General features: G+C 59.5%; 16 protein-coding genes and 8 pseudogenes. 12 read left to right on the top strand and 12 right to left on the bottom strand.

Translation table 11 applies throughout. The features are described 5' to 3' along the window. Positions 1–26: 26 nt before the first annotated feature. Together H8B02_RS12080 and H8B02_RS12075 are read left to right on the top strand one after the other, a co-directional pair. Positions 27–385, top strand: a pseudogene (locus H8B02_RS12080) (PRC-barrel domain-containing protein). A gap of 109 nt (positions 386–494) precedes the next feature. Then, positions 495–881: a response regulator gene (locus H8B02_RS12075; RefSeq protein WP_229166433.1), complete on the top strand. Its 387-nt coding sequence runs from the start codon at positions 495–497 to the stop codon at positions 879–881. Between the two features lie 1,156 nt (positions 882–2,037). Here the strand turns inward: H8B02_RS12075 and H8B02_RS12070 are convergent. After that, positions 2,038–2,397, bottom strand: a complete 360-nt coding sequence (locus tag H8B02_RS12070; protein ID WP_229166432.1) for a PRC-barrel domain-containing protein — start codon at positions 2,395–2,397, stop codon at positions 2,038–2,040. A 529-nt stretch (positions 2,398–2,926) separates the two neighbouring features. Between H8B02_RS12070 and H8B02_RS12065 the strand changes: the two genes are divergently transcribed. After that, positions 2,927–3,277, top strand: coding sequence for a hypothetical protein (locus tag H8B02_RS12065; RefSeq protein ID WP_229166431.1), 351 nt, complete (start codon positions 2,927–2,929; stop codon positions 3,275–3,277). An 80-nt stretch (positions 3,278–3,357) separates the two neighbouring features. Beyond that, positions 3,358–3,927, top strand: coding sequence for a peptidase S14 (locus tag H8B02_RS12060; RefSeq protein WP_229166430.1), 570 nt, complete (start codon positions 3,358–3,360; stop codon positions 3,925–3,927). A 298-nt stretch (positions 3,928–4,225) separates the two neighbouring features. Here H8B02_RS12060 and H8B02_RS12055 read toward each other — a convergent pair whose 3' ends face one another. From H8B02_RS12055 to H8B02_RS12025, 7 genes and pseudogenes are all read right to left on the bottom strand, one after another. Continuing rightward, positions 4,226–5,233, bottom strand: coding sequence for an alpha/beta fold hydrolase (locus H8B02_RS12055; RefSeq protein ID WP_376711646.1), 1,008 nt, complete (start codon positions 5,231–5,233; stop codon positions 4,226–4,228). A gap of 311 nt (positions 5,234–5,544) precedes the next feature. Then, positions 5,545–5,712 (bottom strand): annotated as a pseudogene (locus H8B02_RS12050) (GlsB/YeaQ/YmgE family stress response membrane protein); the annotation flags it as partial. A 324-nt stretch (positions 5,713–6,036) separates the two neighbouring features. Next, on the bottom strand, positions 6,037–6,657 hold the full coding sequence (locus H8B02_RS12045; protein ID WP_229166429.1) for a general stress protein: 621 nt from the start codon (positions 6,655–6,657) through the stop codon (positions 6,037–6,039). A 37-nt stretch (positions 6,658–6,694) separates the two neighbouring features. Beyond that, positions 6,695–7,015 (bottom strand): hypothetical protein, encoded by a 321-nt coding sequence (locus tag H8B02_RS12040; protein WP_229166428.1) that lies wholly within the window; start codon positions 7,013–7,015, stop codon positions 6,695–6,697. A 345-nt stretch (positions 7,016–7,360) separates the two neighbouring features. Continuing rightward, positions 7,361–7,684 carry a hypothetical protein gene (locus H8B02_RS12035; protein ID WP_229166427.1) on the bottom strand — a complete coding sequence of 108 codons (324 nt, stop codon included), beginning with the start codon at positions 7,682–7,684 and terminating at the stop codon, positions 7,361–7,363. Positions 7,685–7,762: 78 nt separating this feature from the next. Then, on the bottom strand, positions 7,763–8,278 hold the full coding sequence (locus H8B02_RS12030) for a YciE/YciF ferroxidase family protein (protein WP_229166426.1): 516 nt from the start codon (positions 8,276–8,278) through the stop codon (positions 7,763–7,765). Positions 8,279–8,539: 261 nt separating this feature from the next. Next, positions 8,540–9,460 (bottom strand): AI-2E family transporter, encoded by a 921-nt coding sequence (locus H8B02_RS12025; protein ID WP_229166425.1) that lies wholly within the window; start codon positions 9,458–9,460, stop codon positions 8,540–8,542. Between the two features lie 2,014 nt (positions 9,461–11,474). On the opposite strand from H8B02_RS12025, the gene H8B02_RS12020 reads away from it, so the two are divergent. Genes H8B02_RS12020 through H8B02_RS12010 form a run of 3 tightly spaced genes read left to right on the top strand, consistent with a single transcriptional unit; the run spans position 11,475 to position 14,999 of the window. Further along, on the top strand, positions 11,475–12,368 hold the full coding sequence (locus H8B02_RS12020; RefSeq protein ID WP_229166424.1) for a DUF72 domain-containing protein: 894 nt from the start codon (positions 11,475–11,477) through the stop codon (positions 12,366–12,368). Positions 12,369–12,426: 58 nt separating this feature from the next. After that, a complete protein-coding gene (locus tag H8B02_RS12015; protein ID WP_229166423.1) occupies positions 12,427–13,932 on the top strand; it encodes an FAD-dependent oxidoreductase in 1,506 nt (501 codons plus the stop codon). A 35-nt stretch (positions 13,933–13,967) separates the two neighbouring features. Then, positions 13,968–14,999 carry an ATP-dependent DNA ligase gene (locus H8B02_RS12010; protein ID WP_229166464.1) on the top strand — a complete coding sequence of 344 codons (1,032 nt, stop codon included), beginning with the start codon at positions 13,968–13,970 and terminating at the stop codon, positions 14,997–14,999. On the opposite strand, the pseudogene H8B02_RS48880 reads toward H8B02_RS12010, so the two are convergent. Then, positions 14,887–15,545, bottom strand: a pseudogene (locus H8B02_RS48880) (DUF305 domain-containing protein). The gene H8B02_RS12010 and the pseudogene H8B02_RS48880 sit on opposite strands and share 113 nt — an antisense overlap. Positions 15,546–15,771: 226 nt before the next feature. On the opposite strand from H8B02_RS48880, the pseudogene H8B02_RS12000 reads away from it, so the two are divergent. The 4 genes and pseudogenes from H8B02_RS12000 to uvrA all read left to right on the top strand — a co-directional run bounded on the left by H8B02_RS12000 (position 15,772) and on the right by uvrA (position 21,969). Beyond that, positions 15,772–16,445: pseudogene (locus tag H8B02_RS12000) on the top strand (ATP dependent DNA ligase). A 447-nt stretch (positions 16,446–16,892) separates the two neighbouring features. Further along, positions 16,893–18,173 (top strand): DUF892 family protein, encoded by a 1,281-nt coding sequence (locus tag H8B02_RS11995; protein WP_229166421.1) that lies wholly within the window; start codon positions 16,893–16,895, stop codon positions 18,171–18,173. A gap of 566 nt (positions 18,174–18,739) precedes the next feature. Further along, positions 18,740–18,889 (top strand): annotated as a pseudogene (locus tag H8B02_RS11985) (SDR family NAD(P)-dependent oxidoreductase); the annotation flags it as partial. Between the two features lie 512 nt (positions 18,890–19,401). Continuing rightward, complete coding sequence (gene uvrA, locus H8B02_RS11980; RefSeq protein WP_229166420.1) at positions 19,402–21,969, top strand: excinuclease ABC subunit UvrA; 2,568 nt, start codon at positions 19,402–19,404, stop codon at positions 21,967–21,969. Between the two features lie 133 nt (positions 21,970–22,102). Here uvrA and H8B02_RS11975 read toward each other — a convergent pair. After that, positions 22,103–22,864: pseudogene (locus H8B02_RS11975) on the bottom strand (DUF72 domain-containing protein). Between H8B02_RS11975 and H8B02_RS11970 the strand changes: the two are divergent. Next, positions 22,847–23,086, top strand: a pseudogene (locus H8B02_RS11970) (autotransporter outer membrane beta-barrel domain-containing protein); the annotation flags it as partial. The pseudogenes H8B02_RS11975 and H8B02_RS11970 overlap by 18 nt on opposite strands. Before the next feature lie 107 nt (positions 23,087–23,193). Here the strand turns inward: H8B02_RS11970 and H8B02_RS11965 are convergent. After that, entirely contained in the window at positions 23,194–24,753 is a 1,560-nt protein-coding gene (locus H8B02_RS11965) for a recombinase family protein (protein ID WP_283842180.1), read from the bottom strand. A 58-nt stretch (positions 24,754–24,811) separates the two neighbouring features. Continuing rightward, positions 24,812–25,474: pseudogene (locus tag H8B02_RS11960) on the bottom strand (SOS response-associated peptidase); the annotation flags it as partial.

Genomic DNA, 25,474 nt, shown 5'->3' with positions numbered 1-25,474 from the left:
ATTTCCGAAGACAACAGGAGGTCAACATGGCCACGATGGAAGATCGGGAGACGTTCAGCCTGATCGGCAGCGACAAGGTGGAGGGCACGAACGTGTACGCGGCCGACGGGGAAAAGGTCGGCTACATCGAGCGCGTGATGATTGACAAGGTCGGTGGCAAGGTTTCGTACGCGGTGCTCAGCTTCGGCGGCCTGCTCGGCATCGGCGACGGTCACTATCCGCTGCCGTGGCTGAATACGACACTAACCGCGGCGGCTACGTCACTGGCATCGCCCAGGATCAGCTCCGCGGCGCCCCCAAATACGCTGACGAGAGCAGTTGGAATTGGAGCGACCTGGCGACCACGCGCTCCGCGAACGCCTATTACGGTGTGCCGGTGGCTTGAGGCAGCACGACATTTTGGCGCCTGGCTGCCCGACGGCAAAGCTCGCTCTTCTGTCGACCACGGGCCAACCTACCGCCGCACCCGGCTCGATCGCTGAGGAGACTTGAAAGTGAGTGATGCCGTTCGTGTTCTAGTCGTGGAGGATGAAGCTCTCATCGCCAGCTTCGTGGAGGACGCTTTGTCCGACGGCGGTTTCGAGGCCTGCTCGGTCCATTCGGGGGAGGCGGCCCTCTCCACGTTTTGCGATGGCCGCGAGGGATGTCGGGTCCTGCTGACGGACATCAACCTGGGTGGTGGTATAAGTGGCTGGGAACTCGCGCAGCAGATCAGGGAAATTTCGCCTGGCTTTCCCGTGGTCTACATGACGAGCGCCAGCGCGCCTGAGTGGAAATCGCGGGGCGTCGACGGTAGCGTCCTGATCCAGAAGCCCTTTGCCCCGGCGCAATTGGCTGCCGCCGTCTCGCAGCTACTCGATACCGGGGCCTCACCGGCTTGAACCGGGATCGTTGTAAGTTTCCGATCCTTCGATCGAGCCCGCAAGGGTGGCAGCGGACCGTCGCTTGCTCGCGCTATCCTTTTGCGTTGCGGCCCGCGGTCATGAACTCACTCAAGTATTCCTTTCCGGACGACCGTCCGGCCAAGGAATCGAATTGTCGGTTTCGGATAATGGCGTCGGCCTCGGCGGCGATGGCGATCCCGCGGGGCTTTGATCGCGCATCATCGTGTTCCTGACGCAGCAGCTCGAGGGCAAGCTGACCTAAGAACGCCTGGAGGTGGGCTTCGCGTCAGACTGCGCGCGTGCCCACACCTTTGTTTGATGGAGAGCGACTGCGATGTCCGCTTCCCATCGCCGGGATGAAAAGTGGATCCACCCCAATTCCGCCCCTGGGCACCATTTATTCATTCTCCCCCTTCTACCGGGCTGCACTAATACGCGTGGAACAGGCTCTCGGGCGGCCGCTGCCGAACCCTGGCCCGAACCGCCGGCGTCTGTGATGGAAACCAGGGGCGGCGGCTTCGGCCGCCGCACCCCCTTCGTTGGTGAGAGATAACTGTGAAGTGCTGATCATCGCGAAGCGCTTCTGCCTAGGCCAGCGCTAGCGTCGACTACGCCCCAGAAGTGCTCCGATCAGAAAGGCCGTGGCTAACATCTCAAGCGGAGCTTCACGGGTTGCCGCGCTGAGACGATCGATCCACGTCGGGCGCTCGGTCGCTGGGAATCCTCTGAGAAAACTCACGCAGCGTTTCTCTGACGCCTACTTCTGTCTCTTCGATTGACATTGTCTTGCCCCCAGACGCTGAGAACGCTGAGCGGATCGCTTAGGTCGCGGAGGCCGGTGGTTTCGCAAGTATCCGCCATAACGGGCGGCGAGCCCGCGTTCAATTCGCATGAACGATTGCAGCGATTAATTAAGGAGAGCCTGCTGCTCGGGTCCGGCCTTTGCGTGATAAAGAAAGTCCGAAATCTCTATCCTCGTAAAGGCGCCGCCCGAAGGTAGATTGGCCTCGTGCAGCACAAATAGGCGTCCGTCATCCTCGCTACAGAGTGTCCATGGATCCCCGTTAGAGCTATGGTAAAGTTCGCGTTGACCGGGTTGTGCAAGTGGACCGTGGCGCGCTCGACAACAAGCGCGCCGTTGGAGTTTATGCAATCAGAATGGGACGCCGTAGTATTCGTTCACCGATCGACCGACCGTCGGATCATTCCAATTCCAACCGGCCTCGTCACGATATTTCGGCGCGCCCTGAAGCTGGCTCTCGGTGATGCCAGTGACATAGCCTCCAAGATTGGTGTCATACTTCAGGGATTGCCACGGGAGAGGGTAGTGGTCGTCGCCGATGCCGAGAAATCCGCCGACGCTAAGAACCGCATACGACACTTTCCCGCTCATCTTGTCGATCATCAGCCGTTCGATGCTGCCGATCTTCTGGCTATCGGCTCCATAGACTGCAGTGCCTTCGACTTTGTCGCTGCCGATCAGGTTGCCGGCCTCGTTCGCTTCCAATGCCATGATAAATTCTCCAAAAACAACTGTTTCGGAAGGCAATCATCGCAATCGTCAAACGTTCCTATCGGGAGGCGCTTCAGTCTGTCACACGGCCAGCGCTCAACAGCCAACCGTGAACAACTTGCCATTTGTCTTCGACAGAGCCGAAATCGATTAAGTCCGAATTCGATGATTGAAGCTCTAAGAAAAATTTGAAGGCGTCACGTCCCGTTGGGCTTGTTAGTCCTGGCTGCGCCCCAATCCAACGGTCCCACGCCGTGAGGATCGCTATTCTTGCATCCGTCGTGGTCATGACTGGGAGCTTCCAAGCGCAGTACCGACTGAAGCCGGGGCCGCGCAACTTTAAGGGCGCTGAGGTGTTTCTCGCCGGCAACGATATTTTTGGAGCTTTGCCGACGAGCAACAAACCGACGTTCGAGGGGCCTTCAAGTTCCTAAGCCCTGCGCTGACTTCAAGGTGCTTGGAACGGTCGCCCTTTCGGCAAGTTTCGTACCGACTGAGCCGATCGTGCTCATCTGATGGGCATCGACCGATGGTACTGCACCGCAACGACGACGATCGCTGCCGGCCTGGCTTTGGCTATCACCTGAAGGTCCACTCATTTCGAGCGGTCACCATCATACTCGCGTGGGTGTTAATCTTCGCCGCGTTCTACGAAAAGCCCGAATTGCTAACCGGCGCCCAGCGCGCCCTTCAACGTGGGATCGAGGCCGTTGGCGATGCTATCCCTGCTCCGTGGGGGCCGCGGATCGAGTTTGTCTTTCGGGAAATCGGCGGTCTCATCTGGCTCCAAATCGCGCTGCTCATCTTCGCGCTGCGCTTAGCCCTTTCTGTCTTCGCGTTCACCGCGCGGATCATCTTCCGCAGTGACCGAAGGCCGTAAGGGGGCCCCATTCGGCCGGAAACTCGGCACGGCATCTGCATGCCGTCGGAGACCATGTTTTCCAAAGTAGGATCGATCCCATGGAACTTACGATTTTACCTGCTACGGCCTTCAAGTCACCGGCGATCAGCCTTTCGGGCGTCGTCGACTACAATATGTACACCGCGTTTCGAACGCAGTTCGACAACGCGGCCGATAAAGACCTCATCGTTATCGAACTGTCGACATTAGGCGGCGATCCGGAGGTCGCCCGAATGATGGGAGAGGATGTGCGATTCGCGAGCGAGACGGAGCCGCAGAGGCGCTTCGTGTTCCTAGGTAAGGCCGTGATCTACTCCGCGGGCGTGACACTCATGAGCTTCTTCGCTCGGCCGAACCGATACCTCACGCGCGGCACGCGGCTGATGATCCACGAACGCAAGCTATCTAAGAGCCTTGTGATCGATGGCCCTCTGACGACCTGCATTGCCGTCGTAAAGGCGACGCTCAACGAAATCGAATGCTCGATTGCAATACAGAATGAGGGCTTTCAACATCTCATCTTGGGATCGAACGTGACGCTCGATGAGGTTTTGCAGAAGGCGCCTTCAAATTGGTATGTCGAAGCACAGGAGGCAAAGGCGAGGGGGCTGGTTGAGGCGGTCCTTTAATTCTGTCGACGCGCGCGCAACGCGACGGGCAAAAGCACCTCAATCACATCGTCGCCCACCGGGACCGGGACTGAGCCGCTATTACCGCCGCCCCCCTTATAGGAGCCCGACACCAAACGATGTTACTCGCGGATCGTGGATACGACGCGGATCCGCCAACCTCATATGGGGGTGGGATCGTGTTCCTTGCCGGTCATGTAGCCCCCAAGCTTGCTCTATTCAGAAAGCTGGATTTTGCGGCCTTTCAGTTCAGGCTCTTACTGCAGTCGATACCAGTCAGCCGATCCGCCTCGATCGATTACGTCCCGGCAGTCGTCGACCCGTTCGTGGCTTCGCGTAGGGCCGACATGACTTCTTCCGTCGCGGTCTGCTGGATCATGTGGCCGTTTCCCGCGATCCGGTGAAAACTGCTGTGCGGGATGTCAGAATGCAGCCTGGCCGACTGCGCCTCAATATCGACGAGCTTGTCCTGCTCGCCTGCGATGATCACAACCGGCATCTTGAGATCGCCGTAGTGCCCGCGCTCCATCAGCGCGTCCGGGACCATCAGCGTGGCTTCCGCCGCGGCAGCCCTCAGTTGGGATGGCCGCAGCGCCAATTCTTTCGGAAAGCCACTGAATTTTTCGGGCACGCGTCGCGGTTCGAACATCTTTGTCATCATCTTTGGCCACGCGAGCCGCGCGACCAAAGGCGAAAAGGTATGGCTAAGAATGTCGCCGACCAGGGGCAGCGAGGCCGGGAGAGATGTGAACGTGTCGGACCGGACGGAAGGGTAGTAGTATCCGGACGCGAGAACCAGTCCGCGGACAAAGGACGGATATTGGAGGGCCATGGCGACGGCGACCGATGCGCCCCATGAGTGACCCAGAACGATTGCGCTGGAAACACCAATCTTTCGCAGCGCGAGTTTCAATAGCTTCGCTTGAGCGTCAGGTGTCCATACGACGTTGCGCGGGCGCTCACTGTGTCCAAACCCTGGGCGGTCGAATGCGATGACGCGGTATTGCTTGGCCGCTAGGTCGATGAGTCCGCTGCACTCGAAATCCTGAACCATGCTCCCGTTGCCATGCAGAAGGACAATTGGATCGCCATCGCCGCGCTCCACGTAATGCAGCCGGACGCCATTCACTTCGACGAGGCGTCCCTTGGGTGGATTTGTCGCTTCAGCCTCTTTTCCAAGGTACAGGTTGACTGCTGCTATTGCCGCCATGGAAGCGACGATGATGGACGCGGTAGTGATCAGGGAGCCGCTGTCGGGCGCGGCGGAATGAGCTCGGCGCGCGCGGGCCGCTTGGACAGAATTCATCGGGCGCTTTCTGGATTGCCTGCAATCCGGACGACGCCCGAATGTTGCGGCGCAGGATGAACATGCGGTAGCCGAAGTCGTTCCACCAGTCGCCCTATTTTCAGGCCATCATTGTCGGAACAAAAGTTTATGTCTTGGACCATTCCTCCTCGCGTGGTATCCGCCCCCTCGTGCCCGAGCAGCTTCAACTAGTTGAGCCCGGGTTCGCCGGGGGCTGGTCAACATCATCAACGCCACCTCGCGACCTGAGGCGCGCGCTGCGTCTCATTCAGGTTCGTCACGCCAAAGTCGGCTAGCTGGCCCGCCGTCGTCGCTACCATACCGTAGACGAACAATACGACGACGGCGCCGATGAGCCCGGCACCTTCTCCGGGCTGGTACCAGCCAAGCGCCTGGACAAGATAGGTCGCCACGAACGCCCCTACGATTCCCAGGATCGTGGTTAGAATGAACCCCGATCGCTCGTTGTCGCCGGGCATGATGAACTTCGCTATCACGCCCGCGGCGAAGTCCAATTGATGCGCATGTCTCTTCTCCAGCAATGCGATGGTTCTATCCCGTCGCCGGAGGCGGAAGGCGTCCGTTGTGCAAACCGCTCAGGGATCCTTGGCGCCCCGCCGGCTGACCGGAGGTCGGCTACGGAACATGTCCGCCAGCTTGTCCCGACTTTGGTAACCGGCGATCTCAAGCAATCTTAGCAGCGCGGTCATAGCCGGCATTCCGCGGCGCCTATTCGGTTCCTGAATTCGAGGATGGATAATCGTGTGCAAAAAAGCGACCCGCCTAGGCGGGCCGCCGATATTTTACCGCACTGCCGAGCCGTAGAGCTCGCGCTCCCTGCGTACTTCGTCCGCGCCATAGGGCTGCGCCGAGGGATCGTAACTCTTCCACCCTGCCTTCTGCCAGGCCGCGCTGCGGTCGCGCAGGTTGACGGCGGCCTGGTTCAGGATCGTTTCGTACCGCGCACGATCAGCATCCGGGACGCGCGCCGATACCAGCGTGCCTCCACGCCTCACGCCTTCGGCGTAGAGCGGAGCTTCCTCATTGGAGACGCCAGCCTGCGTCAATGCACCGACGACGCCGCCCGCAGCACCGCCGGCAACGGCACCCAGCGCGGTCGACGCGAGCCACCCGGCCGCGACCACCGGACCCAAGCCGGGGATCGCCAACAGGCCGAGGCCTGCGAGCAAGCCGGCGGCGCCGCCGAGGCCCGCGCCGACGCCCGCTCCCGTAGCCGCACCTTCGGCACGATCGTCGACCCCATCGCGGTCACGATCGACCTTATTGTCGGTGCTGTACCAGTTGTCGGAGTTGTTAGCGACGATGCTCAAATCCGTATGCGGTACACCGGCCGCCTCCAGGCTCGTCACCGCGCGTTGCGCGTCGGAGTAGTTGTCGTATAGACGTGAAATCGTAACGGTCATAATAAATCCTTCTCTAGCTTCGCTGTTGAGCGCTCGGTTACTTGGTGGCGTTCACGTTGCCTTGGAAGTCCAAGCTGACATCGGTCGAGACGCCGCCCTTGCTGGCCTTCCCGCGCCACACGCCGTTGTCGTCCTTCTTCAAGGACGTGACCTGCGTGTAGCCCGCTTCCTCGATCTTCGATTTGGCCTGGCCCTCGGTGAAGCTGTTGGCGCCTGATACCGGCTTGTTGGAATTGTTCTGGCCAGAGCTGTTGACCGCGTTGTTGTTCGGCCGATCGGTTGCCGGCGGATTTTGCGCAAACGACGGACTTGCCAAAAGCGACGCAGCCGTCAGCAAAAGAAAAAACTTCTTATTCATTATCGTCCTCCAGAGGTGGACCGACACAACATGTCCCGACCTAAGAGGTTCCTAGGGGCCAATTGGTGAGAAGCGTTTCTGTCATTACGGAGCGGCGCGGGCTTCGTGCTCTGCCGAAGGCGTGCCGCTAACAGGCGTTGCGGCGCGAAGTAGGAAGGCGATGCGGATGGCAGAGGAGGGGAGTCGCGCGCGTCTGCGTGATGTCATTTGAGGTTGCAGATCGTGCAGCCGAGAACGACGCCAGCGACGACGGCGCTGACCATGTTCGAGCCAGCGAGGACCAAGTCTCTTTGGATGATGCAGTAACGTGCAGATCGTGGAGACCGTGGCACGCGACACCAACGATCACGCGGATGATAGTTTGGCGGCGACTGCCTGGGGCGCCAACGAAAATATTCTCCTGGGTTTGGCTGTCGTCGCCGGCGGCTGGGTGCCACTCGAAGAGGAGCGGAGCAGTTGCCGCGAGCCGGCAATCGAGCGCTGGCATGACTCCCTGGTCCGCTCCGCGCTCGACATGCCGTCGCCGTTGCCGCGCTCGGCGCGCTGGGGATGCTCGCCCTTCGCCGAGTGTTCCGGCTGCTGGTCGAACACAGCGTCGCCGGCGCGCATCGCGAGCGCTTCACTGGCATGGCTGTGCGTCTCGGTGACGGCGTGGTTCGCCAGGCGCAAGCTGCGTACTGCTCATAGGCCGGAACGCAACCGCGGCCCCGCGATGTCGCGGACCCGCGGAAGTCATCGCGGAAGACGTCAAGCCGCAGTGGAAGCTGTGGCGTTGACGCCCTTCCGTAGCGCCACGGTGTTCAGCTTGGTATTCGCCGCCTTCTCTTCGTTAAGGTTCGTAGTCAGGAAGCGCACGATCTCGTCGTGGCCGAGCTCTTCGGCCCAGGCGATCAGCGTCCCATAGCGGCACATCTCATAGTGCTCGACCGCCTGCGCGTTGGCCACGATGGCGGCGTCCAGAACCGCCTTGTCCTCGATCTCTGCTGCGGTTTCGTCGGCCTCCTTTATGATACCATCGATGGCCGGGCACTTCGTGCCGCTCGGCTCCTTGCCTAGCTTGGCGAACACCTTCTCGAGCCGCTCGACCTGCTTGTTGGTTTCCTCGAGATGATTCTTCAGGCCCGTGACCAGATCGCGATTGGTTGCCTTCTCGATCATCTTCGGCAGCGATTTAAGGATTTGCTGCTCGGCGTAGTAGATGTCCTGAAGACCATGGATCAGAAGGTCGTCCATGGTTTTGATGTCTTTGGTAAAGAAGCCCATAATTGATCTCCTCTCGCAATGAAAGCAATGGAACGTTGATCCGCTCTTCGCGGTTCCTATGCGCATCGAAGGTATCCGTCTTGTCGCCCATCGATGCCTCTCTGCAAGAGGATGGACGAGAGGCACGAGACGCGGGATATAGGCATAGGTGCGAAACGCAAGGGCGGAGGCGGTAGTCTGCGCCGTATCCGATATCGCCGAGATAGCGCTCGGCTGTGAGCCTTATGCGATAACCGCTTCGGAGCCCGCACGCCGGCGCGATCAGTCAAAGGTGCTTTGCTCTTCAGGCCGAAAAATCCACTCTCGCCAAACCGTCAACAATACGGCCATGACGACGGGTCCTAAAAACAAGCCGAGTAGGCCGAAGGCGGCCAGCCCGCCGAAAATTCCGAGAAACGCAAAGAGGAAAGGGAGCCGCGCCGCGCCCCCGACCAGAGTGGGCCAAATATAGTGATCTCCCGCGAGCATGACGGTCGCGCCCCAGAAAATGACGCCGGCGGCTGCGACCCCGCTGCCACCGCCGGACAAAAGCGTCGCGGCGGCGGCCGTGAACACTGCCCAGGCACCGAATGGGAGCATCGCAAAAGCCGTGGTTATGATGGTGAACATCACGGCATTTGGTACGCCTGCAGCAACGTATCCGACGCCGATCAACAAGCCTTCGCCGATGGCGACGATCACGGTGCCGTTTACAGTCCCTCGGATCGAATCCACGATCTTCTGCGCTACGCCCTCGCCGGGATGCCCCAGGATGCGATCGCACGTCTCGATGGTGCGGTTAGCGACCGAGCGGCCGTTGCTGAGGAGCACAAACAAGGCAAATAAAGAGAAGAAGAGCATGAACAGGCGCCGTATGAGCTGACCGCCGAACGTGTTGAATAGACCGGACGCATCGTCCGCATTGATGGTCTTGAGCCAGGCAGTCGCGGCTTTGGGATCCGACAGATTATCGCGCCACCATAGCTGCAGGATCTCAGCTACGACCGGCAGGCGAGCGATCCAGTCGGGCACTTCGATTCCACTCTCCCTGGCTTTCTTCAGCCAATTCGCGATGTCACCGCTTTGCTCAGCCACTCGGTAGATGGCAAGCGCCATGGGCGTAAACAGGATGAGCGCGACGATCGCCGTGAAGGCGACAGCTGCCAGCCTTGTTGGGCCCGACGTGAGCCGTGCGGCGAACATGATTAGAGAGGCCACAAGGTGATGGCGAGAATGGTCGCCCAGATCAAAGGTGGCAGGAATCCCCCGGCGGTCCACAACGAGAGCGCTACCACCGCCACCGCAAAGACCACGCGGGCATTCCTACGCGCGCTTGAACCAAACGGGAGCGGCTTTTGCTGCACCGGGTTGCGAGATGCTTCGCGATCCGATGCTGTCGGTGTACCGGGCTTGGCTATCCGCTTGCTAACCGTGTTGGGGCGACCCACTCGCTACCTCGCTTGGCGTTCCGGCGCTCGTCGATTCTACCGGGGTCGCAAATCCGACGCCGTAAAGTAGGCCCGGCTCGTCAGAAACACCCGAGACTTGATCGAGGTTCCATCCGAAGGACGGATGGGGTGAGGCTTCGGAATAACTCTAAGGTCACTTCCGCCTATCGGAGACATCGATCCCGTCCGCCGGTGCCGCTGAGGCCGCTTCCCTTAGAGGTTGCCGACAAGTGAAGCCTTGATCCGCGAGCGCCAGCCGAGGCCATGTCAAATTCTGCCTGTAACTTCCGCACTTCCTCACTCAAGGCCGCTTCGGCAGATTCCTCCAAAGCCTTCTGCCGGATACCGCCAAGTTGCCAACTCGGGCTGTAACCCTTTACGCGGATCAGCTTAAGGCCGGTTATCCAGACCGCTTCTCAAGTTCGGCGGCGAGCTCATGCTGATACAGACATCCGGCGTGTTCTCCAGGCGCATCGCACTTGATCGGCTCACAATCCGGGCAGATGCTTTTGATCTTCTTCGCCAGGGCGCAAATCGGCCGGATCCCGCGAATCCTTCCCAGGTCTCACCGTATCAATTTGCTGCGTGGGTGCGGTTTTACTTGTGTAGTCCATGCCGTTTACCCGTCGCGTAATTGGCTGTAGCAACAATGGTCCAGCCATGAGGATGAACGCGATGCTCACTTGCAGTTTTTGCAAATCTTCCCCACCATCTTGTCGGTGTTGCTGTTCTCTTGATCGATCTTAGCGTCACTCGCAGCCCTCCCGATCCCGCCGGCAGGCGCGGTCTGCGCAGTTGCTGCAGAGCCCGAGGAAGTAGTGTTGCCTGCGGCATTGGTGCCGGGCGTCAGGGCGTTGCTTCCGGTGTCGGTCCTTTGCCCCCGTTCCTGATTGACCTGGGCTGAGCCGTTTCAGGGGCATTGCCGAAAGCCGTGTTGCCAGGAGCGACAGCGGTGCCAGCAGGATTTGCTGCTTCTGACCCGCAGTGCCGACACTGCTTGTAGTCGAAGGCGAAGATGCCCCGTACCGCTGCACCGGACGAGGCTGCGCCGCCGGCTCCTCCACCCGCGGATCCACCGCCGCTGCCACCACCACCGCCTTGAGCGAAAGCGGCGCAGGGTAGGATAATCGCCAAAGCCAAGGCAAAACGAGAGAGCTTCACGTCGCGACTTCTCAGCGACCAAGCGGGCTCTCGAGGTTTCGTTCCTAGGAGTTATGCGTACTAGGCGTTGAGGACGCCGAATCGCCGCCGGTAAGCCTCGATGGCCCGGTTCGAGAGCAGCAACCTGCTACGTTCACCCTTCCGGACCATTTGTTGGATTTTGCAGGACAGAAATCGGCTGGCTTCGGCAGCGTCGCCGAGGTCGCCCGAGCGCTCGAGGAATTCCCAGGCGATTTGGACTGAATGCTCAACAAGATGAGAAAGTGGGGTGTCGGCCATAGTGAGCCGAACGTTTGCTCCTCCCCGGGGTTCCTAGGCCCCCTCGGAGGACGCCGGGCGTCGCCGAGATAGGGCATCCATTAGCCGGCGGCCGACTCCGATCTCTGATCGCCGTCCACGAGAGCAATGTGAGCGGCGTAATAGCTTGTCTTCGCCACCACGACCCGCCAGCTGCGGACCTCCAGGGAACATGGTCTGAACCCCGTAGTTGCTCTTCGGTCGATTCCGCACGCGGAGAGGGAGATCAGATCTTTCCACGGGCGTGTGTTGCAACGGTACCACCATGACCCGCGAGTACGGGGCGGTAAGAAATCAAGGGTCGTTCGCAAATGGCACCCCTAACGCGGGTCGAACGGACGCCAGAGGACCGCCGGGAACGTAGACGTCTGCGACGCGAAAAGCAGCGCGAGGACAATATCAAGCGTGCCGCAAAGATGCATGCTGCTCGTTTCAAGACGAAGACTGAACGTGCAGAGAATCCGCCGCGGCACAGACAGTTTGTCCACGTTGGATGCTCCGGCTGGCGTTACTGGAAATGGCGGAACTCGTTTTATGCCGGTGTGCAGCAGGCCGAGTGGTTCAATCACTATTTGAAGCATTTTGACACGGTCGAAATCAATGCATCTTTCTACTCGTGGCCGACAGTCGCCGGTATTCAATCCTGGCGGCGTCAGCCCGGGAAGAAGAAGTTCGTCTACACAGTCAAAGTCTCCGAACTCATAACGCATGTGAAGCGGTTCAAGGGGACAAAGACGCTCATCCGGGATTTTGGAATGATCGCCGATATTCTAGGTGATCGGATGGGCTGCTTTCTGTTTCAAATGCCGCCGAGCTATCGTTACACCAGGAACCGGCTCAAGGACATTGTCAGCCAGCTTGATCCCGGACGTCGCAACGTCGTGGAGTTTCGGCATGCGAGTTGGTGGAATGAAGAGGTCTATGAAGCTTTTCGTACCGCCGGGATTATCTTCTGCTCCTGCAGCGGGCCACGCTTGCCGGACGAACTCGTTCGGACGAGCGATGAACTCTACATCCGCTTGCACGGCCCAAAGCGATGGTATCGTCACGATTATTCCAGGAGCGAGCTGGCGATCTGGGCCAAAAGGATCAAAGCGAGCGGAGCGAAGCAGGCCTGGGTCTATTTCAACAATGACAACGACGCGCACGCTCCCAAGAACGCGACAACCTTCAGGCGCATGCTGACCGCCGTGCTCAAGGTCTGACGCGCGGAATTGGAACTCTGCCGGTCATGGAAACGTTCTGACGTGTTTGGAGAGCCTCATGACCAGCAAATCGCTCTGGATGGATACTGACGTCGCACCTGATGCGGGCGTGATCGATGGCGTGCACGAGTGCGACGTCGCCGTGATCGGCTCCGGGATTGCCGGGATATCGACGGCATATGAGCTTTGCCAGCGCGGCAAGTCCGTCATTGTCATCGACCGCGGCCGCATTTGCGGTGGCATGACGTCGCGGACGTCGGCTCACCTTGCTCCCTTGTGCGATGACCTCGTCGGCGAAATGACGAAGATCAGGGGCCACGAAGCAACTAAGCTCTTCTGCGACAGTCAGGCCGCTGCCATCGACCGTATCGAGGAAATCCAGAAGAGAGAGAAGATCGACTGCGACTTTCGGAGGCTTGACGGCTATCTTTTTCAGGGCCGCGAGATGCCGTCCGATACGTTCGACCAGGAAATGGATGCGGTCCGCGAGGTTGGCGCCCCCGTCCACCGGCTGATGGGCGTGCCCCTCAAAGGGTGCGAGGACCGTCACGCTTTGCGCTATCCTCGGCAGGCGACGTTTCATCCCCTCAAATATCTTGCCGGGGTGGCAAAGGCCTGCAGTAAGAAGGGCGCAATCTTTTTCCGGGACAGTCCGGTAGATGAAGTAACTGAGGACAATGGCGTCGTTACCGTCAAAGCGGCGCGCGGCGCTATTCGCGCCAAACATGCAGTTGTCGCAACGAACTCTTCGATCTCGGACCGCTTTGCAATCCATACCAAGACGGCTCCCTACCGGACTTATGTCATCACCTTCGAGATCAAGCACGGCGCGCTGCCTGACGCTCTCTACTGGGACACTGAAGATCCCTACCATTATGTCCGCCTGCATCTCGGCCCCGCCAATACCGACTATGTACTGATCGGAGGTGAAGATCACAAAAGCGGTGAGGCAGATGATGCTGGTGAACGTTTTGACAGACTGGAAGCCTGGGCCCGCAGCCTGATCGCCGGCCTCGGCAAAGAAACGCACCGCTGGTCCGGGCAGGTGCTCGATACAATCGATTATGCCGGCTTCATCGGACGGGAATCTGGCGGCAAGAACATCTACGTCGCGATGGGCGATTCCGGGCAAGGGCTGACGCACGGTGTCGCCGGCGCGATGCTGAATACGAGCCTTGTCTTGGGCGAGGATCACCCCTGGAAGGACATCTACGAGCCGGGCCGGATTCCTCTCAAGGCCGCGAAGAACTTTGTGACTGAGAACATCACCGCACTTAAAAGCTTTGCAGAGTATGTTGCGCCTGGCGAGGTCAGTTCACTTGACGATCTGAAGTCCGGCAAAGGCGCGATTGTGCGGCGTGGACTAGAAAAACTTGCCGCCTTTAGAGACGAGGCAGGGGCCCTGCACCTGAGGTCGGCGAGCTGCACTCATGTGGGGTGTCACCTGCATTGGAACAGCTTTGAGACGTGTTGGGACTGCCCCTGTCATGGATCAATTTTCGATGTCGACGGACAGCCAATCAACGCTCCTGCCATCGGGCCTCTTGCTCGTGTCGAAGACTAAGCGGCGTGAAAAAGGGCCGCATCACCATCGAGGCCATGGAGGCCCGTTCGGTCGACACCCTTCCGATAGGCGAGGAATGGCTGTACGAACCGAAATGGGATGGCTTCCGTTGCCTTCTGGTGCGGAAGGGCGCGCAAGTCGACCTCCATTCGAAATCCGGACAGATCCTCAGCCGGTACTTTCCCGAAGTTATAGCCGGCGCGCTAACAATCCGCGAGAAGAGCTTTGTCCTCGACGGCGAAATCGTTGTTACGACAGGTGGTCAGTTCTCATTCGATGACCTGTTGCAGCGCATTCACCCCGCTGCAAGCCGCGTGAAGAAATTGGCGACGGAGACCTCGGCCTTCTTCCTCGCGTTCGATCTATTGATGAATGGCGGAAGCGATCTGGCCAGTGAGCCTCTCGCAAAGCGGCGACCACTTCTGGAGGATTTCGCCGGCCGTTTTTTCTCGAAGGCAAACCTATTTCGCCTTTCGCCCGCCAGCACGAAGTTGAGCGATGCCCAACGCTGGCTCGCGTCGGCGGGTGGTGGAAGCGATGGCGTCATTGCAAAGCGCCTCGACCTTCCTTACCAAGCCTGCAATCGAGAGGGTATGCAGAAGATAAAGCGTTACCAAACTGCAGACTATGTCATCGGCGGCTTTCGCTACGGTGAACACCGTCGGGCGGGCCGGCAGTTCGTCGGGTCGATTCTTCTCGGGCTCTACGATGACGACGGGTTGCTGCACCACATCGGATTTTCGTCAGGGATCAAAGCAAAGGACAAGCCGACTTTGACCGATAAGCTCGAAGCCATCAAGCAAGCTCAGAGCTTTACCGGAAATGCCCCGGGCGGTCCCAGTCGCTGGTCGACGAAGCGATCGTCAGAATGGCAACCGATCAAGCCGAAATATGTGGTCGAAGTGTCCTACGATCATTTCACGGGCGGCCGCTTCCGTCACGGGACTTCGATCATCAGGTGGCGCTCGGACAAAAAGCCTTCTCAATGCACATTCGAACAGGTGAGGCAGAAAGTCGATCGCGCTCTCTTATCCGAGCTCGGGATCGCTGGACGTCTGTCTCGGTAGAGGGTTGCGAGCGGGAAATCGGCGTGCCCTTGGTCCGGAATGAGTGGGCGCTAACGTTGACATGATGCGGTCTGTGGCGGCTCCCGATCCGGCTTGTTAGCATTGTCGCTGAACATTTTTGGATCGTGAGCACCACGGCGGTCCGTCCATTGGCACAGTTCATCAGGGCGATCTCGCCCTGTTGCGCGTGGCGAATGGCATGCGCCATTGCACGTAAACGCGGGGCACTGCCATTCCAGAACTCGTCGTCGGCCATTTTAACGGCGCCGGCGTAATGGATAGTCATCATGCTCAGAATTCGGCAGGAGAGACCTCGCGCAACTGATCGATCTGTGCGTCATCGAGCAGCCCCGGCATAGCTGCCCGTTCCCGGGCGGAACAGACCTGTATCGGCGAGTCGAACCAGCTCAGCCAATAGTGGTCAAACAATCGCTTTTCGCCGCTTTGGCTCGCCGCCATGAGTTTTGCAAGTGCTCGCAGATGCGGATCCATAGCTCTCGCCGCAATCAACGCCAGCTGGATACCCTGTTCATGGTGCGTCGACATATGTCGGACGAAGGTTTGATCGCGATCAGCCTCGCGACCAAACCATGGAACTTCACGATCATAGACTGAGAAGAGTGCAAGCGTGCTCAAGGCGACGAGTCCTGTGGCGGCCCCGGCGGCCCAGACTCGAAGAAATCTTTCTGCTTTCAACGCCGCGCGGGGAGACTGGCGCAGCCAAGCGTAGAAAGGATACATCGAGGCCGACGTAAAATGGACCAAGGGATGCATGAGCCGGGTATCGACCTTACCAAAGCGCCTCCAACCGATGCTCGCGACTCTTACGGATAAGCCGTTCGATGATCAGCCTGGGTCTTCGAGAACAAATATGATGGCTTCCGCATGGTTGCGGAAATGAGGAGCGGCAAAGGTTTCGCTCTACGGTCGCAACAGCCGTGACCGGAAGTCATTGGGAACGAGTTTCTTCGAGGAAGCGGAGACGCAGGGCCTTGAGGGGATCATGGCCAAGCGTGCCGATAGCCGCTACACGTCGGGGGCGTACGTTCGACTGGCTGAAGATCAAAACCGCCAAACGCCAGGAGGTTGTCATCGCGGGCCTTACCGCGCCAAGACGGACCAGGCCGTTTCTCGGCGCTCTCGCGCTGGCCGTGCGGGAAGGCGGCGATTGGCGCTACATCGGCCATGTCGGCACCGGATTCACGCACAAGACTCTGGAAGAGCTCCACGGCAAGCTCATCAAGCTGAAAACGCCAAGATCGCCATTCTCCGCAAAAGTGAAGGACGAAGCCGTAACGACCCGGGTCAAGCCACGCTGGTCGCTCAAGTGAAGTTTGCGGAATGAACGAACGTCGGGGGCTTCGCCAGCCCGCGTATCTCGGGCTTCGAACCGACAAGCGTGCACGGGACGTTGTTTGTGAGCGTGCCCGAACGCGCAAAGCATAGCAGCCTGCTTTTCGTACGGGCGCGTGACTGGGCCTCGCCTCAATGCTCAATTTTGCAGCTCGTCAAAGGCGGCTTAAGGATACTTTCGCGGTCGCCCTCGCCGAGCAAAGGTACCGCGGGCATCGGCCGCCTTTCGTAAGAGCCCGGCCTTCTTCAAAGCCTCTGCTTTGGCCGATCCGTTCGTCATCGCGCGAGCCGCTTCCAGCCTCGCTCGCTTCGGCATCCAGGTCCCGCTCGTCGTCCGCCATGGTCACGTCGGATGGTCCACGCTGACCCTCTCTCCTTGGGAATTACGCGCGATCGACCGCAAAGGTCCTAGTTCGCGGCAGATCGCTCAGCGGCGCTGTCCTTTTCAACTCTCGACATGCTGCAAGGAATGCCCATTAGGAACGATTCCAATCATCCGCTCGTTCGAGATGATCTTTCCTCTCAGGTCGAGTGCCTTCCATGTATCACCACGTCAAGAAGCTGATGTTCACCGTTCGCGTCGATGAGCCGGATCCCCGGTTCGGCAATATGCTTCTCGAACAGTTTGGAGGCGCCAACGGCGAACTCGCCGCCGCCATGCAGTATTCCATTCAGGGGCTGAATTGTGAGGATCCGGATCGCAAAGACCTTCTGATGGATATCGGCACGGAAGAGCTGAGCCATCTCGAGGTCGTCGGAACACTGGCTCGCTTGCACCTCAAGCCCTCCAAGTTCGACCGTGAGGCCGCTGAGGCCGATCCCTTGATCGCGATCGCCGGGGGCGGCGGCGTGAATCTGTTCAATTCACAAGGTAACGCCTGGACGGCCGACTATCTGAAGATCACGGGCGAGTTAGACGTCGACCTGAGGAGCAACATCGCCGCGGAAGCCCGGGCCAAGATCGTCTACGAGCGTCTGATCAATTTCTGCGACGATGCCGGCACAAAGGATGCGTTGCAGTTCCTGATGACCCGCGAGATTACCCACATGAAGGCTTTCGGGCTGGCACTTGAAAGCATGGGTAAGCCTTCCCTCAGTATCGGGCGCATCGCACCGACACCCGGCCTTGTCAACCAGTTCTTCAACGATTCCACCGGCTCGGGTGATCACGGTGAGATCGATACACGCGGTCCGTGGAATGAGGGCGGCGACTGGGTCTTTACGGAATCGCCGGCCATCCAGGGCGGGGATGGCGGTCCGGCGAGCGCGATCGTCACCGAAAGCTCGCCGCCCACGGACGAGTCCGGGCTTGGCGAACTGCTCATCGACGAACTGCGGGACATCCTGCACGCCGAGAAGCAGTTGACCAAGGCGCTTCCCAAGATGGCGGAAGCGGCGCGCTTCGACCAGTTGCGCGAGCTTTTTGAGTTGCACCTCACGGAGACCGAGAGCCAGATCGAACGCATCAACCAATGTTTCGAGTTGCTGGGCAAGACAGGCCGCGCCAAGCCCTGCAAGGGCATGATGGGTTTGGTAGAGGAAGGTCAGGATATCATCGCCGAGGGCGAGAAGAAGGAGGACGCTGCCGCCGATCTGGCCCTGATCGGCGCGGCCCAACGCGTCGAACATTACGAGATTTCTGGTTACACCACGGCTCGCAATCTCGCGCAGCAGCTCCGGCACGGCGCGATCGTCAGTTTGCTGTCCAAGTCTTTGGCCGAGGAAGAGAACGCTGACCAGCTGTTGAATCAGGTCGCTCGCTCGCTGATGTCGGTTGCCAAGATGCCGGTTGCGTTAGAGCAGGCCGACCCGGGGAAATAGCTGTCAGATCGGCAGAGAGTTTGGCTGGGAACCATGGGATCAGGCGAACATTACCCAAATTATGAAAGGCCATCGTCATGCGCCGTTCAAAGTTACAACCCGTTCGCAACAAGCTCGGCCTGTCGGATCGCACGCGGGTCCGGATACTCAAGAAACGGCTCCGCGTCACGGAGCGGAGCTGGTGAGATCGTAGGCAGGATTGGCAATTCGATAGCCGCCATCAGCAAGGAGTAAACGACCCGGAAGGCCTGTCTCATTCCGAAGGTCGCTGAGCTTCCCGCAGCAGCGGTCATCGCCTCCGTAGCCACCGACGACTCGACCCAGATCGGGACTAGTGAACAAGCCCCGTAGCGGTCTTCGTTTCAAGGGGGCTCATGGATTTATCGACGACCGCTAGAGAGAAGCTCGTTCTCGCAGCGTTCAGCCCGCGACGCTCCCGGATCACAGAGGGCAAGCCCTTTCCGCTTGGAGCGACCTGGGATGGACTTGGGGTCAACTTCGCACTGTTTTCGGCGCATGCCAGCAAAGTCTGACTGTTTGACGACGCTGGCGAAACCGAACTCGAAGAGAAAGACGATCCCGCCATGGTCGCCCGCCAAGGCTATGACGCCATGATGAAAGGCGAGGGCGATGTCGTCACCGGCCCCAAGAACGAGATCCAATCCGCGGTGGCAAACGTGACGCCTGCGGAGACGCTCGCGAAGCAACATCGCTAAATGGCGGAACCCGGCTCCGCCAGGTAAATCGGGAAGAAATTGTCATGCTTATGAAGTCAATGCTGGTCGGCGCGCTGCGGGCAGTTAGCCTACCGTCGCGTTTGCCGGTCCTTGCAGCACCGCCAATCGAGACACCGGATCAGGACCGGTCACGACCGGAAAGGCGAGCGAGACCACGGGCGCTGCCTTGCCTCCAGCAAAGGAGCACCCGCCGACGTCGGCATGAACAAGGCCAGCGAACATACCGCGACGTCGTCGCAAGACGCCCAGCGTCAGATGCAGGGCCAGAGCCGACGGCAGCTGAACAGTCGGAGGCGGCCGGTGCGGGCGGCAAGGATATAGGTCGGAAGAGTTCCCAAGTGGAGCGCGAGAGGTTGGCAGTAACAGTTGCTAGTCGTGCTCTGAAAAAAGGCTGGGCCTGCCCAGGCTCTTATATCCTCATAGCGCGGGGAGAGGATCGTTAGAGTTCCGCAGGGGTTGTCTATCCTGCCAGGGCGGCGAGGCGCTCGTTGATGGATGAAGCCGTTAAAAAGCCGAAGCAACTAAACGGGAAACGCCCCGCGCGCGAATACGTCCGCGTGCGCGGTGCCCGTGAGCACAATCTTAAAAACGTGGACGTGGACATCCCGCGTGACGCGCTGGTCGTCTTCACCGGCGTGTCAGGCTCAGGGAAGTCGTCTCTGGCGTTCGGCACGCTCTATGCTGAGGCTCAGCGCCGCTATCTGGAATCTGTCTCGCCTTATGCCCGACGGCTGTTTCACCAGATGGCCGTGCCGGAGGTCGACGAGATCGAAGGCTTGCCGCCGGCCGTCGCGCTTCAGCAGCAGAGGGGATCGCCAACGACGCGATCGAGCGTCGGCAGCGTTACGACACTGTCGAATCTTCTTCGCATGCTCTATTCACGCGCGGGCGATTATCCGCGATCACAGAAGCTGCTGTACGCCGAAGCCTTCTCGCCCAACTCGGCCGAGGGCGCCTGTCCGCGGTGCCACGGACTCGGGCGCATCTATGACGTCACCGAGCACACCATGGTGCCGGACGATAAGTTGACTATCCGGGAGCGAGCGATCGCGGCGTGGCCCACCGCATGGCACGGCCAGAACCTGCGCGACATCCTGACGACGCTCGGTTACGACATCGACAGGCCGTGGCGCGAGTTGCCAAAGAAGGCGCGCAATTGGATCCTGTTCACGGACGAGCAGCCGACCGTCCCTGTCTACGCGGGATTCGATGCAAAGGAAGTGCGCAGGGCGCTGAAGCGCAAGGAAGAGCCGAGCTATCAAGGCACGTTTACTGGCGCCAGGCGCTACGTGATGGAGACCTTCGCCAACACGACTAGCGCGATGATGAAGAAGCGAGTTGCTCAGTTCATGTTGAGCACCGAATGTCCCGCATGCAACGGCAAGCGGCTGAAGCCGGAGGCACTGTCGGTCAAATTCGCTGGTATGGATATCGCCGACATCGCTCGGGTCCCGTTGCAACGGCTGACTGAGCTGATGCGACCCTACTGCGTGAATGCCGGCGCTGGTCGCGAGGCGCATCCGGAAAAGGCCGTGGTCGTGCAGCGGATCGCGGAGGATCTGGTCGGGCGGCTTGGCGTGCTGCTCGATCTCGGGCTCGGTTACCTCACGCTCGAGCGCAGCACGCCAACTCTGTCGCCGGGTGAACTCCAGCGCCTGCGGCTTGCAACGCAGGTCCGGTCCAATCTTTTCGGTGTTGTTTACGTGCTCGATGAGCCGTCGGCCGGGCTTCACCCGGCAGACACCGAGGCTCTTCTCCGTGCGCTCGACCGGCTCAAGGTGGCGGGCAATTCACTGTTCGTGGTCGAGCACGAGCTGGACGTCATTCGCCACGCCGACTGGGTCGTCGATGTCGGGCCGGAGGCCGGAACGCATGGTGGCGAGATTCTCTACAGCGGTCCCCTCGATGGCCTAAGCAAGGTCGAGAGATCCCGCACCCGAGAATATCTGTTCGGATCGCGCACGCCGCCGACGCGAAGAGAACGATGCCCTCAGGGCTGGCTTCGTCTGCGCGACGTCACCCGCAACAACTTGCGAAACCTTGACGTCGATTTGCCCCTCGGTGTGCTGGCGAGCGTGACCGGCGTCTCGGGGTCTGGCAAATCAAGCCTGGTCAGCCAATTTTTGGTCGAGGCGCTGGTCCAGCACTTCGGTCATTCGCCTTCGCCGGAGGAGCCCGACGAAGAAGATCTCGAGCGCGCAACGGTCGGAACTATGGGGGGAGAAATCGCCGAAGGACTCGAACGTCTGAAGCGACTGGTCGTGGTCGACCAGAAGCCGATTGGCAGAACGCCCCGATCGAACCTGGCGACTTACACCGGACTATTTGACCATGTCCGGAAACTCTTTGCGGCAACCAAGGAGGCGCGCCGGCATCGCTATGACGCCGGCCGCTTCTCGTTCAATCTGCCCAAGGGCCGATGTCCGACGTGTCAAGGCGAGGGCTTCGTATGCGTCGAGCTTCTCTTCCTGCCGAGCGTCTATGCGCCGTGCCCGGATTGCCATGGCGCGCGCTACAATGGTGAGACGCTGGCCGTCAAGTTGAACGGCAAATCGATCGCCGATGTTCTCGCAATGACCGTCGAGACCGCTCACGCGTTCTTCGCCGAGGATCCGGTCATCGCGCGCTCACTGGACGTCTTACGCCAGGTCGGACTTGGATACATACGACTCGGTCAACCTGCCACAGAGCTGTCCGGCGGCGAGGCACAACGCGTCAAGCTCGCCACCGAGCTGCAGCGCACCCAGCGATCCCAAACAATTTACGTCCTCGATGAACCGACGACGGGTCTGCATCCGTCCGACGTCGAAAGACTGATCGTTCAGCTGGACGGACTTGTCGCTTCCGGCAACTCCGTGATCGTTGTCGAGCATGACATGGCGGTCGTCGCCGCAAGCGACTGGGTGATCGATATTGGCCCGGGCGCGGGTGAAGACGGAGGACGTATCGTCGCGGCAGGAACACCTGTGCAGGTCGCGGGTCAATCGCTCGGCCGCACGGCGCACTATCTCGAACGGGTTCTGGCCCAAGATCGACGGGCGAGGCTTGCTCAGCCTTAGAATGCTCGAAGAGAAACTCAAGTAAGCCACTATCGCGAGCTGAAGCGACGGGCGGCCAGCCGGCCGCAATCGCTGAAGGTCGAAGGCTCCGACGAGCTGTTCGTCAACGGCAAGATCGATCTGGCCGATCGGGTCATGGCGATCGCCGGCGCGGTGGTTGGCGGCCCCAGCTCAATCGCCATAGCATCTCTCGCAAAGTCTGCGCGTCCGCCGGCGCCGCAGTTTTCTGGTCGTTGTCGAAATAGACATACACGTCATAGCCTCGCCGCTTCCAGGACTTGAGGCGCTCGGCCCACTGGGCGAGCTCCGCCTGTGAGTAATGGCCGTGATTGCGTCCGCTTGGGCCATGTCCACGGACATAGACGAAGTCCGCCGTGCGTTTCCATGACTCCGGCGCATCGTGATGGTCCGACAGGCAGAGTGAGATGCTCTCGTAGGAGAGCATTCTGAAAATGCTCGGCTGATACCAGCTCAGGTGACGAAATTCGGAACTGTAGCGGCGTTTCCTGGACAAGAGCTTGAAGAACGAGCCGAGCCGCTCGGGTCCGCCTCGAACTGAGGCGGAAGCTGAAACAGAATCGGCCCCGTCTTGCCGCGCAACAGCGAAATGCGGTTCTCCAGCAGTTCGAGGCTGTTTTCGGAGCGATCTGAAAGGCGCTTCCAGTGCGTGATGACCTTGGACGCCCTCCAGGCAAAGACAAAATCGCGGCCAGTCTGCTCCCGCCACGCCGTCACGGCCTCCGGCGTCGGCGTGCGATAAAACACCCCGTTCAGCTCGGGGGTGTCGAACTGATCGGCATAGTAGCTGAGCTGGTCTTTGATCCAGACCCCCGGGGGGAAAGGCCTCGCCAGGAGGCTAGTGCCAGCCCGAGGCAGCCGCGCTGCCTGGGCGCACGACTTCAATAGCGATCGTTCGATCGCCGCGACGTTCCAGGCATTACCCGGGGCAAGCTTCGTCGTGAATGGCGCGGCGATGGCGTCGGAATCCGCGCTTGTCACTGGTGCGGCCGAGATGAAGTGGTCGAACGGCTGGTCTGCGATGGCGACGTTCGAAGGCGAGTTCTCCAATGTAACGCGCTCCTATGCCGGCAAAGGTGTTCTGCGTTACGTGTGGTGAGCAGGAATAGTCACGTATCCCGGTTAGGCTCATGCCTCCGAAATAGTTTGTCTGCGTCGCGTTGCTGCTAAGGAAACAGCAGGACCATGACGGCCTCCGGGCTTTGCTCAGGCTGCACGGATAGCATCCGCTATTGCGTTCGCCAGATCTCCTGGAGTTTCAAAGCCAACCCCACCGAGAAGTTCCACATCTACTGGTGTGCCTCTCAGGCGGTCTGACAGATTGGCAGAACGCGATAACACGTAAACATGAATGCCGCCGGCAACGTTCATGCGAACGGCAATTGCCAGATCAATATTGGATTGTCGGCGTTGCCTAAGAATCCATTGTGAACGTCCAGATTTTGTCTTGTGGAATCGGAGCATGTAGATCTGAACTTTAAATTTGTCATTCACGACGTATGCTCTGGCGTTGAAGTCGAAGCGTGTTGTCAAGTTCAAGCGACGCATCGCCGCGACAATCGAAGGCAGAACGCCTTGGCGTTTCAATGAAGTCTCTCGCTTGGCGGATCCATTCGAAAATTTGTTTTTTGGATGGTATCCGATCAACTCGTAAGCCTTGACCAGGCTCCCGAAGCGCTTTTGATAGCTTTGAGTTTTCGGCGTCGACGCTGCGTTGTTGATCAGCGTGCTATTCAGGCGGCCGTTTAGTGTTAAAAGGCGGCTAAGATTTTCAAGCATGCACTCGTCAGACTTGCGCCTGGTGAGATCGGCGAATCTCCGTTGTGCTGCGTGAAACAGATGCTCGTCGATGACCGCCTCAAACGCGTTGACTGATCGTATCCACGTCTCTGGCGGGTTCTTCACCCCCTTGCTTTTCAGCTTGAATGACGTGCGATTATAGACGTTGGTGCCGATGTACTTTTCATTTGAAAGCATGCTTGAGATTGTGTTGCGGTTCCATGGTCGCCCGAACTCGTTGACGTGCCCCTCTTGATTCAGTTCATTGGCTATTTGAATTTCATTCTTTTCGTCGAATGCGAAGGATCTGAACATGCGCCGGACCAGGGCGACTTCATCAGCCGGCCCCGGAACAAGGATAACGCGATCGGATTGAATGAATTTTCGTTCTCCGTGAGCCAAGGTGGTTCTTGGAGAGCCGCTAGCGTCAATCAAAGTCCGCCTCAAACCATATCCAGGGGGGGCTCCTTGCCAATAGCCGCGGCGTCCTAGAGTGCAGTGTCCAGCGAAGACTTTGGAGGAAAGGCGCCTGCTGTAGCCCGCGGCGTCAACTCTCTGAAGACACTTGAGCAAAGTCGATGCAAGGCTGCCATCGTTCTCAAAATCTTCGGCGCAATAGATGACCGGAATGCCTGACCCCTTGCAGAGATATTCATAGTGCGCGCTTTCATCGGCGTCCTGGAAGCGGCCCCAACGACTAACGTCGTAAACCAGGATGACTCCGAAGTCGGCTTGCTTAGTCTGGACGTCGTTTAGCAGAGACTTCAGGCCTGGTCGGCCGTTCAAATCTAGGCCGCTACGCGCTTCGTCGGAATATTTCCGAACGATTTCGATGCCGTGAGCAGCAGCGTATGCTGCAATCGCTTCCGCCTGATTTAGCGTTGAGTAGTCCTGCTCGTCCGTAGACATGCGGACGTACTGCGCCGCTCGCCGAGCTCTTTCGGAGTTGGGCAAATGGTCCCATCGCTCGATTAAATCGCTGACCATCGGATGGGCCCTCGCCGGGCCGCTGACAACTTAGCAGAGGCGGCAGGCCTGGCCAAGGCTAGATGGAGGCCGCAGCCTTATCTTCCTTGTCCGGGCCCCGCATGACGATTTTGAGCGCGTCATCAGGAAGTGGCCGCTGAAGCGCTTTGGCCTCATCCCACGGCGCGTGCATCCAGACATCGCGCTCTTCATCGGTCGTCAGGATGACCGGCATGGCTTTCGGGTGAATTGGCTCGACGATCGCATTTGGCGCAGTTGTCAGGAAGCCATAGACTAGGTGAGGCCCGGGGATCGGCCTGGACTTCGTCCCGCGGTCACCCTTGAACTCGGTCCAGATCCCGGCGAAGGCTGTCAGCGGTCGATCATCGTTCAACGCGAACCAAACGACGTCTTTCTTCTTGGTCTCCGGGTTCGGCTCCGGCGCGTATTCGGCAAAGCTGTTAAACGGGACCAGACAACGGCTTTCCGGCTTCAGCCAAGCGCGCCAGTGCGGTGAGGAGGTGTTGCGGATGTTGGTCACGGGCGGGCCGCCTGTTCGCGGCGGCGGGGCATGCCCCAGCGCATCAGCACCATCTCGCGTTCATCACCAGTGTTGCGTATAACCGGAGCCGGATAATCAGGGAAGTCACTCGGCATGGGAGCGAGGTTGCCGATATACCGATTGACCACCCGAAACAAGTTGAGGATCGCCGCTTGATTGGTCGTGATGCTGTAGAGATTA

The sequence above is a fragment of the Bradyrhizobium altum genome (genome assembly GCF_020889705.1).
Lineage (GTDB): Bacteria > Pseudomonadota > Alphaproteobacteria > Rhizobiales > Xanthobacteraceae > Bradyrhizobium > Bradyrhizobium altum.
This window is presented reverse-complemented; position numbering and strand designations above follow the sequence as displayed.

Bases quoted from the DNA above. Each gene is read 5' to 3' on its own strand.
- uvrA (WP_229166420.1), top strand. From the start codon at position 19,402: ATGGATGAAGCCGTTAAAAAGCCGAAGCAACTAAACGGGAAACGCCCC.
- H8B02_RS12020 (WP_229166424.1), top strand. From the start codon at position 11,475: ATGGCACCCCTAACGCGGGTCGAACGGACGCCAGAGGACCGCCGGGAA.
- H8B02_RS12040 (WP_229166428.1), bottom strand. From the start codon at position 7,015: ATGAATAAGAAGTTTTTTCTTTTGCTGACGGCTGCGTCGCTTTTGGCA.
- H8B02_RS11965 (WP_283842180.1), bottom strand. From the start codon at position 24,753: ATGGTCAGCGATTTAATCGAGCGATGGGACCATTTGCCCAACTCCGAA.
- H8B02_RS12055 (WP_376711646.1), bottom strand. From the start codon at position 5,233: ATGAATTCTGTCCAAGCGGCCCGCGCGCGCCGAGCTCATTCCGCCGCG.
- H8B02_RS12015 (WP_229166423.1), top strand. From the start codon at position 12,427: ATGACCAGCAAATCGCTCTGGATGGATACTGACGTCGCACCTGATGCG.
- H8B02_RS12045 (WP_229166429.1), bottom strand. From the start codon at position 6,657: ATGACCGTTACGATTTCACGTCTATACGACAACTACTCCGACGCGCAA.
- H8B02_RS12030 (WP_229166426.1), bottom strand. From the start codon at position 8,278: ATGGGCTTCTTTACCAAAGACATCAAAACCATGGACGACCTTCTGATC.
- H8B02_RS12060 (WP_229166430.1), top strand. From the start codon at position 3,358: ATGGAACTTACGATTTTACCTGCTACGGCCTTCAAGTCACCGGCGATC.
- H8B02_RS12065 (WP_229166431.1), top strand. From the start codon at position 2,927: ATGGTACTGCACCGCAACGACGACGATCGCTGCCGGCCTGGCTTTGGC.
- H8B02_RS12025 (WP_229166425.1), bottom strand. From the start codon at position 9,460: ATGTTCGCCGCACGGCTCACGTCGGGCCCAACAAGGCTGGCAGCTGTC.
- H8B02_RS12010 (WP_229166464.1), top strand. From the start codon at position 13,968: ATGGAGGCCCGTTCGGTCGACACCCTTCCGATAGGCGAGGAATGGCTG.
- H8B02_RS12070 (WP_229166432.1), bottom strand. From the start codon at position 2,397: ATGGCATTGGAAGCGAACGAGGCCGGCAACCTGATCGGCAGCGACAAA.
- H8B02_RS11995 (WP_229166421.1), top strand. From the start codon at position 16,893: ATGTATCACCACGTCAAGAAGCTGATGTTCACCGTTCGCGTCGATGAG.